The 16,919-nt window shown below is 46.2% G+C and carries 13 protein-coding genes; all 13 read right to left on the reverse strand.

Annotation, left to right across the window (positions count from 1 at the left end; genetic code table 11):
• Window positions 1–73 precede the first annotated feature (73 nt).
• Complete coding sequence (locus MKY35_RS21980) at window positions 74–2,410, reverse strand: heavy metal translocating P-type ATPase (protein ID WP_342444822.1); 2,337 nt, start codon at window positions 2,408–2,410, stop codon at window positions 74–76.
• A 188-nt stretch (window positions 2,411–2,598) separates the two neighbouring features.
• Window positions 2,599–2,967 carry a metalloregulator ArsR/SmtB family transcription factor gene (locus MKY35_RS21985; RefSeq protein ID WP_007432172.1) on the reverse strand — a complete coding sequence of 123 codons (369 nt, stop codon included), beginning with the start codon at window positions 2,965–2,967 and terminating at the stop codon, window positions 2,599–2,601.
• 149 nt (window positions 2,968–3,116) lie between these two features.
• A complete protein-coding gene (locus MKY35_RS21990; protein ID WP_039273739.1) occupies window positions 3,117–4,241 on the reverse strand; it encodes an NADH:flavin oxidoreductase in 1,125 nt (374 codons plus the stop codon).
• 185 nt (window positions 4,242–4,426) lie between these two features.
• Window positions 4,427–4,762, reverse strand: a complete 336-nt coding sequence (gene cyoD / locus MKY35_RS21995; RefSeq protein ID WP_029519230.1) for a cytochrome o ubiquinol oxidase subunit IV — start codon at window positions 4,760–4,762, stop codon at window positions 4,427–4,429.
• Complete coding sequence (gene cyoC / locus MKY35_RS22000) at window positions 4,763–5,371, reverse strand: cytochrome o ubiquinol oxidase subunit III (RefSeq protein ID WP_013373104.1); 609 nt, start codon at window positions 5,369–5,371, stop codon at window positions 4,763–4,765.
• Window positions 5,371–7,347: a cbb3-type cytochrome c oxidase subunit I gene (locus MKY35_RS22005; protein WP_025723659.1), complete on the reverse strand. Its 1,977-nt coding sequence runs from the start codon at window positions 7,345–7,347 to the stop codon at window positions 5,371–5,373. The genes cyoC and MKY35_RS22005 overlap by 1 nt, the downstream gene beginning before the upstream one ends.
• Window positions 7,348–7,372: 25 nt before the next feature.
• The gene (gene cyoA, locus MKY35_RS22010; RefSeq protein WP_029519232.1) at window positions 7,373–8,356 is read right to left on the reverse strand and encodes a ubiquinol oxidase subunit II; all 984 of its coding nucleotides are present in this window, start codon (window positions 8,354–8,356) and stop codon (window positions 7,373–7,375) included.
• Window positions 8,357–8,700: 344 nt separating this feature from the next.
• On the reverse strand, window positions 8,701–8,949 hold the full coding sequence (locus MKY35_RS22015) for a hypothetical protein (RefSeq protein ID WP_029519233.1): 249 nt from the start codon (window positions 8,947–8,949) through the stop codon (window positions 8,701–8,703).
• A 221-nt stretch (window positions 8,950–9,170) separates the two neighbouring features.
• Window positions 9,171–10,517 carry a GH1 family beta-glucosidase gene (locus tag MKY35_RS22020; RefSeq protein WP_322252649.1) on the reverse strand — a complete coding sequence of 449 codons (1,347 nt, stop codon included), beginning with the start codon at window positions 10,515–10,517 and terminating at the stop codon, window positions 9,171–9,173.
• Window positions 10,518–10,522: 5 nt separating this feature from the next.
• Window positions 10,523–12,994 carry a glycoside hydrolase family 95 protein gene (locus MKY35_RS22025; protein ID WP_342444823.1) on the reverse strand — a complete coding sequence of 824 codons (2,472 nt, stop codon included), beginning with the start codon at window positions 12,992–12,994 and terminating at the stop codon, window positions 10,523–10,525.
• Window positions 12,995–13,100: 106 nt separating this feature from the next.
• Window positions 13,101–14,795 carry an ABC transporter substrate-binding protein gene (locus tag MKY35_RS22030; RefSeq protein WP_039273751.1) on the reverse strand — a complete coding sequence of 565 codons (1,695 nt, stop codon included), beginning with the start codon at window positions 14,793–14,795 and terminating at the stop codon, window positions 13,101–13,103.
• A gap of 73 nt (window positions 14,796–14,868) precedes the next feature.
• Window positions 14,869–15,771 carry a carbohydrate ABC transporter permease gene (locus MKY35_RS22035; protein WP_029519239.1) on the reverse strand — a complete coding sequence of 301 codons (903 nt, stop codon included), beginning with the start codon at window positions 15,769–15,771 and terminating at the stop codon, window positions 14,869–14,871.
• Between the two features lie 15 nt (window positions 15,772–15,786).
• Entirely contained in the window at window positions 15,787–16,800 is a 1,014-nt protein-coding gene (locus tag MKY35_RS22040) for a sugar ABC transporter permease (protein WP_322252652.1), read from the reverse strand.
• Window positions 16,801–16,919: the final 119 nt, after the last annotated feature.

The raw sequence follows: 16,919 nt of genomic DNA on the forward strand, positions 1-16,919 counted from the left end.
GAACCTATAAAATAAACACCCCCGGTTTTCACAGGATGCCTACATCCGATGTTAACCCGGGGGTACTTATTTTTTACTCGTAAGAACGAACCTTCAATACACGCATCACATTCAATACGGCTAGCAATGTTACGCCTACATCGGAAAATACAGCCTCCCACATCGTAGCAATACCGAATGCTCCCAGCGTAAGAAACACAGCTTTGACACCTAGTGCAAATATGATGTTTTGCCATACGATACGACGCGTGTGCTTGGCGATATGGATGGCCGTAACCAGCCTTGAAGGCTCGTCGTTCATGATTACGATATCTGCCGCCTCAATCGCAGCGTCCGAACCCAAGCCACCCATCGCTACACCGACATCTGCCAGCGCCAGTACGGGTGTATCATTGATTCCATCGCCCACGAACAAAATTTTGTCGCTCGTTTTTTTACTTGCAGACAACTGCTCGATGGCTTCGGCTTTGTGCTGAGGTAACAGCTCTGCCCTTACTTCATCCAAACCCAGCTGTCGTCCTACAGCCTCGGCAACTGTCCGATTGTCACCCGTCAGCATGATGGTTTTCACCACACCCAACTTTTTCAGTGAAGTAACCGTTTGGGCTGCGTCTTCCTTAACCTCATCTGAAATCAGAATGCACCCGGCATACGTTCCGTCTACCGCCACATGTACGACCGTTCCTTCATCCAGCATCCCTGCTTGCTGCGCCACATTAAAAGCAACATGTTCCCGCTCCATCAGCTTGGCGTTCCCGGCCGATACCAGACGACCATCTATTTGTGCCTGAATCCCGTGACCGGATATTTCACTATACTGCTGAACCCGTTCTGCTCTGAGTTCTTTACCGTAGGATTCACGCAAAGATGCAGCAATAGGATGTGTCGAATGCAGCTCCGCCAAAGCGGCGGTTTCGAGCAGGGTTTCGTTTGTAAAATCTCCGGCAGGATAAATCCCTGTTACACGGAAAACACCTTTGGTGAGTGTGCCTGTTTTATCAAAAACAGCGTATTTTACATGATTCAGAGCTTCAAGATAATTCCCACCCTTGATCAGAATACCTGAACGGGAGGCTGCCCCGATTCCCCCAAAGAAGCCCAGTGGAATAGATACTACCAGCGCACATGGACAAGAAATAACGAGGAAAACAAGCGCACGGTACACCCAATCTGCAAATTGTGCACCTGGCACAACAAGCGGTGGAACAACCGCCAACAACAGCGCTACAATAACCACTACGGGAGTATAGTATCTGGAAAATTTCGTGATAAACTTTTCAGTCGGCGCTTTTTTGGCACTCGCATTTTGCACTAATTCCAAAATTTTAGAGACCGCGGATTCACTAAACTCTTTGCTAACCTCTACCGTTAGAAGCCCGTTCGTATTGATAAATCCACTCAACACGCTACTTCCCGGCTCCACAGTACGAGGCACCGATTCACCAGTCAACGCAGAGGTATCCACATGCGATTTACCATCTACAACTTTACCGTCCAGCGGGATCTTCTCGCCTGGCTTAATCACAATCAAATCCCCAATGCGAACGTCTTCTGGAGACACTCTCCGTACGGACTCAGCCGTCTTCAGGTTCGCATAGTCCGGTCTAATATCCATCAGATCACTGATGGATTTACGTGAACGGTTAACTGCAACGCCTTGAAACAGTTCTCCGATTTGATAAAAGAACATGACAGCTACGCCTTCCGGGTATTCCCCAATCGCAAATGCACCAACAGTAGCCAGCGTCATCAGGAAGTATTCGTCAAAGGCCATTCCACGTACCAGACTGCGTGCAGCCTGCAAGACAACATCACCGCCAACGATGATATATGCCAGTAAAAATAAGGCCAGCTTGCCTACACCTTCGACAGGTAACCACCAGGCAACAGCCGCAACGACCGCACCAATAGCCAAACGCGCAATCATGCGGCGCATACCGTCCGTACCGTGATCATGCGTATGCCCAGCGTGGCTATCATCTCCATGCGAATGTGAATGAGCATGGGTGGATTCACCATGTTTGTGCTCTGCATGGTGGTTGTGATGCTCGTGTGTATGTCCTTCACCTTCATCATTATGCTCATGACCGCATGCACAATCCTCTACGCTATCTGATTGTACTGCACCAGCATGGCTTCGACTGTCTTCATGTAGGTGGCCACGGGCACTTTTTACCACCATCCGAACATGTGGCTCAAGTCTATGAACCTTCCGTTCCGTCTGGCGAAAAACCTCTTCTTTTTGATCCGAACTTGTGGTCATCGTCAACGTTTTCGTAACAAAATTGACCGAGCAATCCATGACCCCTTCTATTTTACTGACTCCATTTTCAATCTTGAGCGCACAGTTGGCGCAATCCAAACCTTCCAAAATCCATTCATGCCGTTCCGTTCTTTTTAGAGCATCCATAATCTTTGGCCTCCAATTAACTATATATGAGCAACTGTTCATATATTATTTATTAAGGTCATTATATTCAGGATCAGGGTCAAAAGTCAATGACATCTAGCCCTTTTTAACAAAAAAATCGACTTCAACGGACAAACGCCAAAAGAGCGCCAATCGCTTGGCGCCCTCTGTTGTTTTATCCCAAAAGATTATTGATGTGATATGTGTTGATGGGTTTGCAAAAAGATCTGCTCCACATGATTATCATCCAGTGAATAAAACACCGTTTTGCCTTCTTTGCGTCGTTTGACAATACGCAGGTTGCGCAAATAACGAAGCTGGTGGGATACCGCAGATTGTCCCATATTGAGCACCTGGGTCAGATCATGAACACACAGTTCTTTTTGTGCCAGGGCATAAATCAGCTTGATTCGTGTCGGGTCACCCAATGCTTTAAACAGCTCCGACATTTTGTATGCGATGGAATCCTCAACAAGGGAAGATTTTATGCGCTCGATTTCCTGATCTGAACCGTGACAAGCCGGCTCGCAATCCAAAGCTTCCGTTTCAGAATTCATCCTTTTCACCCCGTGTATTTCGACTTGATGCTCCTATTATAGCAAATTCGTAGAGTTTACGAATAGCTTATATTACAGCTTGCCCTGTAACAGAAGACTTCCAAGTCTCAAATGCTTGCCTAACGCTATAGCTTTACAGTACATAAAGCTTAATTCAGCGTCTTTAATACTTCATCACTGTAAGGAATAATTTCTTCTATTTGTTGATCACGTAACTTCACCGCAAACGCTGGATCAACCAGCAAAGCACGTCCAACCGCAACCAGATCAGCTTCCTCTCGTTCTACTTGCCCCACGAGTTGTTCTAATCTTGCCTCTACACTACTGGATTGTTCGGTTTGACGATTATTATTTTTTTCAAAATCACTCAAAAACGCCTTCTCCAAGCCAATGGAGCCTACAGTAATAACTGGCTTACCTGTTATCTTTTTCGTCCAAGCTGCCAGGTTTAGATCGGACCCTTCAAATTCCGGTTCCCAAAAACGGCGGCTTGAGCAATGGAATACATCCACTCCTGCCTTCACTAATGGAGCGAGAAACTGTTCAAGTTCCTGAGGTGTCTGTGCCAGCTTTTCTTCATAGTGGTACATCTTCCACTGGGAGAATCGCAGTATAATTGGGAAATCCGGCCCTACTGCACGACGACAAGCCTCAATGACCTCCACCGCAAATCGAGTACGCTGGACCAAATTGCCTCCATATTGATCGGTACGCTTATTCGTTTTGTCCCAGAAAAACTGATCAATTAAATAGCCATGTGCTCCATGGAGCTCAATACCGTCAAAACCCACTCGCTGGGCATCGGCAGCGGCCTGAGCATAGGCTGCGATAATATCAGCAATCTCGGTCTCGGTCAACGGCTCAACTACCTTTTCACCGGCAGGAGAAATACCGGACGGACCGACAGGCAATGCCTCGGGATTCGGTTGGTTATCCGCACCTATTTGGCGAGCTGTACCCACATGCCAGAGCTGCGGTATAATCTTGCCACCTACCGCATGAACCTCCTCGACTACCTTGGCCCACCCCTTTAATCCCTCACCATAAAAATTAGGAATGCTGGTGTGCTCTACAGCTGCGGGATGATTAATAGCAGTTCCCTCCGTAATAATCAAACCAACTGCATTTTCTGCACGGCGACGATAATACGCGGCTACATCAGACCCTGGAATACCTTGAGGAGAAAAGTTCCGTGTCATAGGCGCCATAACAATCCGATTGGGAAGAGTTAAATTACCTGCCTTAAAAGGTTTAAACAGTAATTCTGTGTTCATTACTTTTTCCTCCGCTCTCCACTAGTATTATCGTTTTCACTCTACTGTTATACAATTCCATTTTACACATATGTAAACTTGAGTTCAAGAAGCCACAGTTTTAATTTTAATAAGCTACACAAAAAAAGAAGAAGCGGTTCTAAGTCCGCTCCTTCTTTCCTAATTAGTTTGTACTTGTGTGATTTTTAGTGTGCTACCATGTTGTATTCCATAATCCATACTGAACCACCAACGACGGTCAACAGGATCACTACACCAAGAATCAAGGTCATAACATTCCAACGTGGTCCATTGCTTTCACGGATGTGCATGAAGAAGAAAAGCTGAACCAGAAATTGCAGCACTGCCGCGGCTAAAATAACAACCATGGTCGAAGTGCGGCTCAACATATGATTCATCACCACGAAGAGAGGAATGATGGTCAGTACGATGGACAGAATAAACCCGATAACATAGGATTTCACTGAACCGTGAGAATCATCATGACCATGCGAACCCGCTCCTGATTGATGCTGTGCCATCTACATCACCCCCATCAAATAGACGACTGTCAGCAAGAAGATCCAGACAGCGTCCAAAAAGTGCCAGTACAAGCTCAATGCCGAAACTTTCCCCTTCGTCTCTGGTGTAAGCCCGCGTTTTTTCAACTGGAACATGAGTCCAATCATCCAAACCAGACCTAACGAAACGTGAAGTCCGTGCGTTCCGACTAGAGTGAAGAATGCCGACAAGAACGCACTGGTTCCAAAATTGGCTCCTTCGTGTACCATTTCAACAAACTCGTAAACTTCAAAACCGATAAAACCAAGACCCAGGATCGCTGTTACGATTAACCAGCTGATTAATCCCTTCATGCTTCCTTTGTTCATAGCCAACACAGCCAGACCACTTGTGAAGCTGCTCGTGAGCAAGAGGAACGTTTCAATAATAACGCCCGTCATGTTAAACAGCTCTGCGCCACCTGGTCCTCCGGCCGTGTTATTCCGAAGGACAACGAAGGTTGCGAACAAGGTACTGAACAGGATTACGTCCGTTACGAGGAAGATCCAAAAACCAAGCATCTTCAGCTCTTGCGGATCGTGATGCCCGTGGTCATGATCATGGCTGTGATGTGCTGCAGCTTGTGCCATTATACAGACCCCCTTATTGCCGCTTCCGTGCGTTTTACTTCATCCGCAGGGATATAGTAGTCGCCATCGTAGGAGAAGAACGAACGGCAAATCATACAAATTGCCACACCGATCAGCCCTGGAATATAGAAGAACGACCATCCGAATACGAACCCGAAACCTGCAATGAAAAAGAATACCGACATAATGAATGGAATCGCCGAGTTTTTCGGCATATGAATCGCTTCAATTGGCGGTTGCTTTCTGAAAATACCTTTTGCACGTTTATCTTTTTCTGCCCACCAGTCATCACGTTCTTCTACTTGTGGAATGGTAGCAAAATTGTATTCCGGTGCAGGTGAAGGAATCGACCATTCCAACGTATGGCCACCCCAAGGGTCGCCTGTTGTATCCTTCAGCTTGCGGTAATTCTTGATGCCCAGAAGAATTTGAAGAACCTGGAACAAGAACCCAATCCCCATCAGGAATGCCCCAACGGTCGAAACGAGGTTAAGCGGCTGCCAGCCGGTATCCCAGCCATAAGTGCTCAGACGACGCGTCATACCCATCAGACCGAGAGAATATTGTGGAATAAAACATACATAGAAACCGATGTTCCAGAACCAGAAAGCCCATTTACCAGGCGTTTCAGGCAATGTGAAACCGAACATTTTAGGCCACCAATAGTACAGACCTGCCAAGTAACCGAACACTACACCACCAATCAGAGCGGAGTGAAAGTGAGCGATCAAGAAGTAACTGTTATGGAACTGGAAGTCAGCAGGCGCTACAGACAACATGACGCCCGTTAAACCAGCAATCAAGAAGTTCGGAATAAAAGCAATTGACCACATCATAGGGGTTTTGAATGTAATCTTACCCCGATACATCGTGAACAGCCAGTTAAATACTTTAACCCCTGTCGGTATAGCGATAACCATCGTCGAAATCGCAAAGAATGCATTAACATCTGCGCCTGATCCCATCGTGAAGAAGTGATGCGCCCAGGTGAAGAAGGACAGGATCGCAATCATGAACATAGCGTAAACCATGGATTTGTAGCCAAACAATTTCTTTTTGGAGAATACACTGATGACCTCGGAATAAATACCGAAGGCAGGCAAAACTACAATGTATACCTCAGGGTGACCCCACATCCAGATCAAGTTGATATACATCATCGGGTTACCGCCGAAATCAAGTGTAAAGAAGTGCCCTCCTCCAAAGCGGTCAAGGAACAGCAATGCCAAAGTAACCGTCAGAATGGGGAATGCGAAAATGATAATAACACATGACGAAAATACGGACCACGTAAAGACAGGCATTTTCATCCAAGTCATACCAGGTGCACGCATTTTAATAATGGTCACAATAAAGTTAATCCCCGTAGCCAATGAACCTATACCAGAAATCTGAATACCCCAGATATAGAAGTTCTGACCGACGCCTGGACTAAATTGCAGTTCTGAAAGCGGTGGATAACTCAACCACCCTGCATCTGGCGAACCGCCGATAACAAAGGACAAGTTGAACAACATCGCTCCCATAAAGAAAAGCCAAAAGCTCAATGCGTTCAGGAAAGGAAACGCAACGTCGCGCGCACCAATTTGAAGGGGTACGGCGATATTAAACAAACCAAACATCAACGGCATCGCCATAAACAGGATCATGATCGTGCCGTGAGTTGTGAAAATCTGATTGTAATGCTCAGGATGCAGAAGTGTCACATCCGGTGTAGCCAGTTGAACACGCATCAATAATGCATCCACGCCTCCGCGGAATAACATCAAGATGGCCGCAAGAATATACATAATACCGACTTTTTTATGGTCAACAGTAGTCAACCAGTTTTTCCAAAGCCAGCCCCATTTTTTGAAATAAGTGAGCACAAACACGATCCCGATCGTCGCTAATGCGATGGAGACGTCCGCTCCATAGATCATTGGGTCTCCAGTAACGAAGAAAGTGGATGCAAACTCTTTTATTTTGTCAAGCATTGGGGGCCTCCTTCCTTATAATCATTTAATTGTGTCCGCTCATATTCATATGACTCATGTCCATTCCAGCATGATCTTCTGTGCCGGACTTGGTTGAATCTTCTGTGGATGTAGCTCCGCCATGTCCAGCATGGGGGTTAGGAGCCCCTTCCACTACATACTTGTTGACAATCTCTTTGAACAAGCCATCTGGAATCGAAGAATACTCATCAGGCTGGGACAAACCTGGTTTTGCAAGCGCCAAATAGCCGTCTTTCGTCAGCGGCTTAGACTGCTTCTTGATGTCAGCGACCCAGTTTTTATACTCTTCATCCGACTGGACCTCTACATCAAAACGCATTTGTCCAAAATGCTCACCGCTAAAGTTTGCACCCGAACCAAAGTAAGTTCCTTCGTGATCGGCCTGCAAATGCAGTTTCATAGCCATGCCTGACATGGTGTAGATTTGTCCGCCCAATTGCGGAATCCAGAACGAGTTCATCGGTGCGTCAGCAGTCAGTTCAAAACGGACTGGAACACCTTTAGGAATGTGAACTTGGTTAACTGTAGCTATACCTTCCTCTGGGTACATAAAGAGCCATTTCCAGTCCAGTGAAGTCACTTGAATGGTTACTGGCTTTTGCGTACTTGCCAACGGCTTGGAAGGCTCCAGCAAGTAGGTATATCTTGCAGTAATAACCGCAATAATACAGATAACGATAATTGGAATAGCCCACCATGTGGTCTCCAGCTTTTTGCTGTCATCCCAGTGGGGTTGGTACTTCACCTTGTTTGTCGGTGTATCACGATACCGCCAAATGATGAAGAAAGTCAAAATCATGACCGGTACAATTATTAGCGCAGACAATGCCGTTGTAAGAATGATCAGCTCTTTTTGTGCTTGCCCAATGGGTCCTTTCGGATCGAAAACAACGTATTTTCCGCCAGCATAAAAACACGTCCAAATGAGCAATGCTACCGTGAGCACGGTCAAAACCAACGCAATAATCGCTTTTGGTTTTTTGTTCATGTTGTTCCCCTCTCCTTAAATAATAAATTACTCAAAACTTAACGAACTCCTGTAATGTTGCCCCTATATAAGATAGCAGAAAAGCGGCCACTTTTTTTATTGTTAACAGAATTGTCGATTATTTGTCCGATTTTTGTGAAAAATATCTCTAAAAATAAAATTTCTCTTGCAAATTCAAAATATATTATAATTCAAAGATGACATATTAAAAACGTTATTTGTGTATCTTAAAGAAGTTATATTAAAGAAAAAAGTGGGACTCCCTACAGTTATCATCCTACACTGCTCGAAGCCCCACGTTGTTGTTTTCAGTATATATTTGCTTTAAATCATTTTTAATTTTATTAACTGCGTCCGTTTTCCTGGTCTTCCTTCTTGCGTGCAATGACAAATGATTTCCCAACGAGAAAAATAAAAATCCCGGCAACAACGCAGCCAATGCCTGTCATTAAATATATATTTCGATCAGTCAAATTTCCTATATCAAGCAAAATAAGGATAATACCTGCAATACAAGCGATCAAAGCGATAACAGATACCGTACGGCTCATCTGCCCGTCAGTTGATCCTGATTTCCTAAAATTTGCAGCCATCCCCTCCACTCCCTTCGGTCCAAAATAATTTTAACGCCCTCGTTCGGTATTTTTGTCAGTATGCACACATCTTGCTTCTTTATTCCCTTTGGTCTCTACATACCTGAAACAACCCTCTGCATATCCTGACTATTATTACCCCGGAAGACCCAGTATTCAAACAAAAGGGAATGAAGACAGATCCGTCTTTGCTATATTTTTTTAAAAAAATTGCTCTTCGTTTAACGTTTGGTCTCCAACCAGTTATTACTTACTATATTTCGATACCAATAGTAACTTTCCTTCGGGGTGCGGACCTGTGTGCGAAAATCGACATGAATCATGCCAAATCTCATATTATATCCCTCTGCCCACTCAAAATTGTCCATAAGTGACCATGCCATATATCCTTTGACATGAAGGCCGTCATGAATCGCCCGGTGTACCTGCACCAAATGCTGCTGCATATACGAAATGCGACGGTCATCCTGAACCTTGCCATTCACGACATCATCGTTGATACAAGCCCCATTCTCTGTGATATAAATATCGAGGTTACCGTATTTTTGCAAATAATGCAGTACCTCGTACAGCCCCCGCGACTCCACTGGCCAGCCGATATCTGTTACAGGTAGCCCCATATTGATTTCTTCAGATTGAAGAAACCCGGCTTCAGGATTAAAGCGATTAACCGACATACTATAGTAATTGATACCGATCATATCAATAGGCTCGCCAATAATGTCCATATCCCCATCCTGAATAGGCACGGTAGCTCCCTGCTCCGCAAACCAGTCTACCAAAAACTGAGGATACGAGCCTTGATAAATAGGTTGAAGAAACCAGTCACTGTGCAGGGAAATGGTGCGCGCACAAGCGGCTTTATCTTCCTCAGATGTACTGTAAGGGACAGCCCATGAGACATTGGGAGCGATACCGATCTGGCCACTGGTGCCCAGCTCGCGGAAGCGGCGCACAGAAAGACCATGTGCAACTAGCAGATGATGTCCTACATCAATGGCTGTCTGAAGATTTGTCAGACCTGGGGCATGAACACCCAGCATATTGGATAAAAAGGCAATGCACCACGGTTCATTGAATGTTAGCCAATGGTGTATTTTACCGTGGAACTCGCGGAACATCGTTTCTGCAAACTGGACAAATGCTTGAATCGTACGACGATTCTCCCATCCTCCGGTATCCTGAAGCGCTTGAGGCAGATCCCAATGGTACAGTGTACAAAACGGCTCAATCCCGTTTTCGTTCAACAAATCGACTACGCGATGATAATAGTCCAATCCTTCTTGATTGACTTCACCGTCACCATTGGGAAATATACGCGGCCAGGACACGGAAAAGCGGTATGTACGAATGCCTAGCTCCTTCATTAGGCGGATATCTTCCTCGTAGCGATGATAGCTGTCACAAGCTACATTGCCGTTATCACCGTTGAATACTTTGCCAGGCGTATGGGCAAAGGTATCCCAGATCGACAAGCCTCTCCCATCCTCCTCATAAGCTCCTTCGATTTGATAGGCTGCCGTCGCGGTGCCCCACATAAAGTCCTGCGGAAATTGAAAAATGGTCATATTGTCTATTCCTCTCCTTCAATTATAATCGTATGCCCGTTCGTTATTTCCTGCTCTTTGGTAAAAATCCATGACAAAATAAATCCTCCGTGCTCAGGATCAGGCAGAGCCTGACGAGCATCTGCGCTAAATGGATGTGCACTGCGAATCGTGCAGCTTCCTGCTGAGATGGATGTGGCCAGTTCTGCACGGACAAGCCGGGAACCGGACCATTCCATGCCGACCGTCATCCCGCCATGTCCCTTCAATCCACTGACCCGTCCCTCCGACCATGCCGTTGGCAGGGCAGGCAGTAACGTCAGCTCTCCCGGACGGCTTTGTAGCAGCATTTCTGCGATCCCCGCCGTCGCACCAAAATTACCGTCGATCTGAAAAGGCGGGTGAGCGTCAAATAAATTAGGATAGGTCGATCGCGACAGTAACGTGCGAACATACTGATGTGCGGCGTCGCCATCTTCCAGTCGAGCGTACAGATTAATCAACCAGGCACAGCTCCATCCGGTATGCCCACCACCGTGATCAAGCCGTCGACGCAACGATATGCGAGCCGCCTCAGCTAGCTCCGGGGTATCACGGATGTGAATTTGTCGACCAGGATATAACCCATATAGATGCGAAACATGTCGATGCCCAGGCTCCGCTTCCTCAAAATCGACAAACCATTCCTGTAGCTGACCGTGGCGACCAATTTGATAGGACATTAATCTGTCTCGTGTCTCCTCGCAGCGGTTGCGGAACTCATCGTCTAGTTCCAGCAGATCCGCAGCTTGAATGCAGTTACCCAACAGCTCTCGAATCAGCGTCATATCCATGGTAGAGCCCATAGATATACTGCAATCCTCGCCATCCGTCGTTTTGAATTTATTTTCAGGTGATGTGGATGGGGACGTCACAAGCTGACCCTCCGGGCCTTCTACGAGCCAGTCCATGCAAAAGGCTGCCGCCCCCTTCATGAGCGGATAAGCTTGTTCTGCCAAATAGGCTATATCCAAGGTAAACAGATAGCGCTCCCATAGGTGAGCAGTTAGCCATACACCTCCAAGCGGCCAAAATGCCCAGCTGGCATGGCCCCCTGAAGGTCCGGCGTATCTCCACACATCTACATTGTGATGAGCCGCCCATCCTTGAGCACCATAATGGATGGAGGCTACCCTCCGTCCCGTACGAGCCACTTCTCCAATCATGTGCAGCAAGGGTTCATGGCACTCGGCAAGATTGCATACCTCTGCGGGCCAATAGTTCATCTGAGTATTAATATTGGTTGTATAATTACTATTCCACGGCGGCTGCACCCGGTCATTCCAGATGCCCTGAAGATTGGCAGGCTGACTCCCCGGACGCGAGCTACCCATGAGCAAATAGCGGCCATATTGAAATAACAGCACTTCCAGCCCCAGGTCGGCCTGACCTTTCTGATAACGTTCTAATCGCAAATCGGTCGGTAGAACGAATTCGTCGGTTAGAGTATCACCTCCCAGTTCTAATGCAACGCGGTCAAACAGCTTTCGGTGATCCTGTTCATGGCGTTGCCGCACCTGCTCAGTTCCCAGCGAAATTACTCCGTCTAAAATGACTTGACATGCTTCTGCTGACTCCGTTGCATCACTATTCGGCATGGTGTGAAATCCCCGAAATCCAGTAGCTGCTGCCAAATACACCGTGATTTTATCCGCGCCTGAGATGATCAGCGCACCATCAGTGCCCTTCGTCAAGGATCCTCCCTCGGGAATAACCCTCGCCTGAACTGCAAAAGCCATCCCCAAATCATTTTCATAAACGACAGACTGTGGATGATCACCGTGATAATTAGATTCCACATGACTGGACGCTCGTCCAGTCAATGTCATAAAGTCCCCGGATGGCTCCTCGGATGGATCATCCTCTTTATCGCTATCCCATTTGGATGAATCACCAAAATGTACATCCTCTCCAACCTCGTCTTCACAAGGATGGGGGGAAGTGATGCGCACGGATGCTTGGATCTTCCCAAGCTTATTCGCAGTCAGTGACACCATGATGATTCCATCTGGCGCACTGGCGATAACTTCACGGGTATAGCGGACTCCATCACTCTGAAAAGTGACCGCTGCGGTTCCGGTCAGCAAATCCAGTTTCCGTTCATAATGTGCAATTTCCCCTAGGCCGTCCTGCGTAATCCACAAATCTCCCAAAGGCTGATAGGCTTCCGTATCGCGACCTAGCATATTCGTATTAATCAGTTGTTCCGCTTCCTTGTATTTTCCATCTGCAATCAACTTTCTGGCAGGCTGCAAATATCGCAATACATCATACTGAACGCCATCTCTGGGAAACCCGGACCAGAGCGTATCCTCGTTTAATTGCAAATGCTCCTCTCTGATTCCGCCAAATACCATAGCTCCCAGCCTTCCATTGCCGACTGGCAATGCTTCCTCCCATACCTCAGCAGGCTGGCGATACCATAAACGCAGGGACTGTGGCCTTTCGCCTTTCGTCACATCAAACCCTCCCCCATCAAGATCAAACAGAGCGCTAATCCCGTATGGACCTTAAGGACAAGCGCTCTGTCATTCCGGCATTCAAAATTTCGTTAAAAGCAGTCAGCTATTTAGAAGCCTTACCGCTCCATAACTCCACTCTGTCCTTCACCAGTTGCGTGTATTGCTGTTCCATTTGGACAGCTCCGGCGGCATCCAGTTCTTTAATCATGTTGTCGTATACCGTATCAAAATTGGAAGCTGGTGCTAAAATAGCTTCGGGTATACGTTTGCGGATAATGTCGGTCGTTTTTTTGAATGTAACGTTATAGTTGGATTCATTGTCTGTTGTCAGGTTATAGGCTGCGCCCCAAGGCTTTACATCAAATTCTTTCTTGTCTGGGAACAGATCTTTCCACGTTTTTACGCCATATGCTTTAAGGGATTCTTTCTCCGGCTTCGAATAAGCCGCGATAATTTGCTCCGGGAATTTGGCAGTATAGTAGTTACCCGTAGGGTCCTTCACGCCGTCACCATAGTGTCCGCTGATGAGCGTGTACAAATCTATACCCGTGGATTTGCTGAAGTTGGTTGCATTGTTCGTTTTTTGCTCCAGCACATCAGCCGGAATGATGCGTTTGCCATCTTTGATCTCATAATGCTTGCCCTCGATCCCCCAGTTCACTAGCACCTGTCCTTCATCGGAAGCTAAATAATCAAGGAATTTTATAGCCCGCACCGGGTCCTTGCAATTTTCCGTAATACCTACACCATAACCGGACACGAAGCCCATATCCTGAAAGGAACGATCCTTGTATTCCTCCGAAAGTGTAACTGGAAAATGCGCGTAGCTGGCATCAGCCTTACCTGACGCTTTTAATGCATTTTCAGCATCCTGATACCCCCACTCCTGGTCAATCAGACCGAGGACACGGCCGCTGGCAATTTTGGATTTGTATTGATCACTTTTTTGCACAAACGAATCTTTATCGAGCAGCCCTTCATTGTACATGTGGTTCAACCAACGAAAATATTCCTTTTCTTCTGGACGTTTGTAATGAAGTTTGGCTTCAAATGTTTTGGGATCAATAAAATATTCACCATCATCCGGCGCTCCAGTCGTCTGGAAGGCAGGATTCGTTACGGTAATCATAATTCTCCAGTCATCTGCATCCAGCGTGAGTGGGATTGTTTTTTTGCCATTGATCGTCGGATGCTTGGCAGTATAGGTTTTGAGTACGTTTTCATAATCCTGTAGCGTTCTTACCTTTGGATAACCTAACTCCTTGAGCACCTTATGCTGAATTTCAAATCCCCCTGTCGCGTCAAAACTTTCCTGTCCCACACCTGCATACGTAGGAAGGACATAGATGGATTGATCCTTATTACTGTATTTCAAACGATCCATATAGGGTCCATATAGCTTTTTGAGATTAGGTGCGTGATCGTTGATCAGATCTGTCAGATCAATCATGGCCCCCGCATCCACAAGCTTATTAATATTCGCTTTAGGAGAAACCAAGTCCGGGTATTCTCCACTTGCTGCCATCAAAGCAATTCGGTCATCTCCACCTCCACCGCTGACATCAAATTCCGCATTCAAGGTTACACCTGTTTTCTTGGTGATTTCCTTGCCTATTTCATCCTTCATTCCGTTCCATTGTGGGCTTGTATCTGCTCCGAAGAAGCTAAACGTAATCGGGTCTGTACCGCTGGATGTGCTCTCCTTCGCTGCTTTATCGCTTCCCCCACAACCTGCGAGTGCGGTAAGTGACACCGCGAGCAAAGGAATCAGTGCAAATCTGGACCAGTGTTTTTTCATGTATAAATCCTCCTATATTCTTATGATGACTTCTCCTGCAAATAACTACTATTTACTGCCAGAATCCTGGCTTTTATGATTTCACTGCCCCCAGCGTCATACCGCCTACAAAATACTTTTGCAAGAACGGATACACCATCAGGATGGGGAGCGTAACCGTAATCGTGATTGCCATTTTGATCGACTCTGGTGAAATTTGAGCCATTTGTTTAGCCATGTCGTTGCTATTCGTCATACTGGAGCCGCCTTGCTGCGTGCTTTGCAGTATTTTCATCAGCTCATACTGTAACGTCGTCCATTGCGACGCCCCACCGTTGTATAAATACGTATCAAACCAAGCATTCCACTGACCTACTGCCAGAAAAAGAGCAATCGTTGCCAATACTGGTTTGCACAGCGGCAAAATAATTCTCCAGTAAATCGTAAAATCATTTGCTCCATCGAGTTTGGCAGACTCCTGCAACGCATACGGCAAACCATCCATAAAGGAACGAATGACAAACACGTTAAATGCACTGATTAAGCCTGGAAAAATGTACACCCAAAACGAACCTAGCAGATGCAAATCCCGCATCAAAATAAACACGGGCACCATCCCGCCGGAAAAATACATCGTCAACGCCAAAAACGTAGAAATAAACTTACGAGCACGAAACTCGACCCGACTTAATGTAAAAGCAAGCATAGATGCGCAGATCAATCCGAGTACCGTCCCGACCAAAGTACGAAGAATAGATATTTGCAGTCCCTGAAGAAGGCCATCGTACTGGAAAATCGTTTTGTAATTTTCGAGCGTAAATTGGCGGGGCCATATATAAATACCACCACGAACCGTGTCCGTTGAATTGTTCAGGGAAATCGCAAGTACGTTCAGAAACGGGTACAGCGTCAACACCACGATCAGAGCCATGAGGATATAGTTAAATAGGTCAAACAGCTTCTCAGACCGGGTAGCATTAAATGCCTTATTCGTCATTTCGCTTCTCCCTCCCTACATGATGCTTTCTTTGGTCAGTTTTTTGAATATACCGTTCGCGGTAAACAACAGCAGAATGCTAACCAGCGAGTTGAAAATACCAATTGCCGTCCCGTAAGAGAAGCGACCCAAATTAATCCCGTAATTGAGCGCGTACAGATCCAGCACCTCGGAATAATCCGTCACAAGACTATTGCCAAGCAAGAACTGCTTTTCAAAACCGTTGCTCACCAGATGTCCAATCGCCATAATGAACAGAATGGCAATCGTCGAGCGGATACCCGGCAGTGTAATATGCCACATCTGTCTCCAACGACTCGCTCCATCCACGCGCGATGCTTCATACTGTTCTTGATCAATTCCGGTGATTGCAGCTAAATAAATAATCGTATTCCAACCTGTCTCCTTCCATATGTCGGAAGCGGTTACAATATACCAGAACCAGCTCCCCTTTGCCATGAACTGAATCGGTTCATCCACAATATGAAGCGCTACCAATACATCGTTGACAATGCCTCCGTCAATGGACAGCATTTTGGTGACCAAGCCGGCCACAACTACCCAGGATACAAAATGCGGGAGGTAGGATATTGTCTGCACAAACCGTTTGAACAGCATACCACGCAGCTCATTTAACAGAATTGCAAAGAAGATCGGTACGACAAAACCAAATACAATCCCCATCATGCTCATCGCTAGCGTATTGCGTAATACCAGATAAAATCGTTCATCCTGAAATAGCTCAATAAAGTTATCCAGCCCTACCCATTTCTGGTCCGTAAAAGATTTGGCTGGCTTATAATTTTGAAACGCCATCGTCCAGCCCCAAAGCGGAAGATAGCTGAAAACAAACACCCATATGACGAAAGGAATGGACATAAAATAAAGATACTTTTGCTGCTTCACACTGTCCCACAAGCCTCTTTTACCACGTTCAGGCTTCGGACCGCGAGCCTTGCGTGGTCTTCCCCGATTGGATTCAGGAATCACAGCACCATTATTGGAAGCGGTTTCAGTTGAAGATCCCATAACAAGCTCCTCCTCATCTCTAGATACTATTATCATACTTTGCTGGCTTGGAAGCGGATACCCGACGAATTAGGAGAAAAATCAGTTCAAAATTAGATATATGGGATGAAAAAAATTAC

The organism is Paenibacillus sp. FSL L8-0638 (assembly GCF_038593075.1).
Lineage (GTDB): Bacteria > Bacillota > Bacilli > Paenibacillales > Paenibacillaceae > Paenibacillus > Paenibacillus polymyxa_D.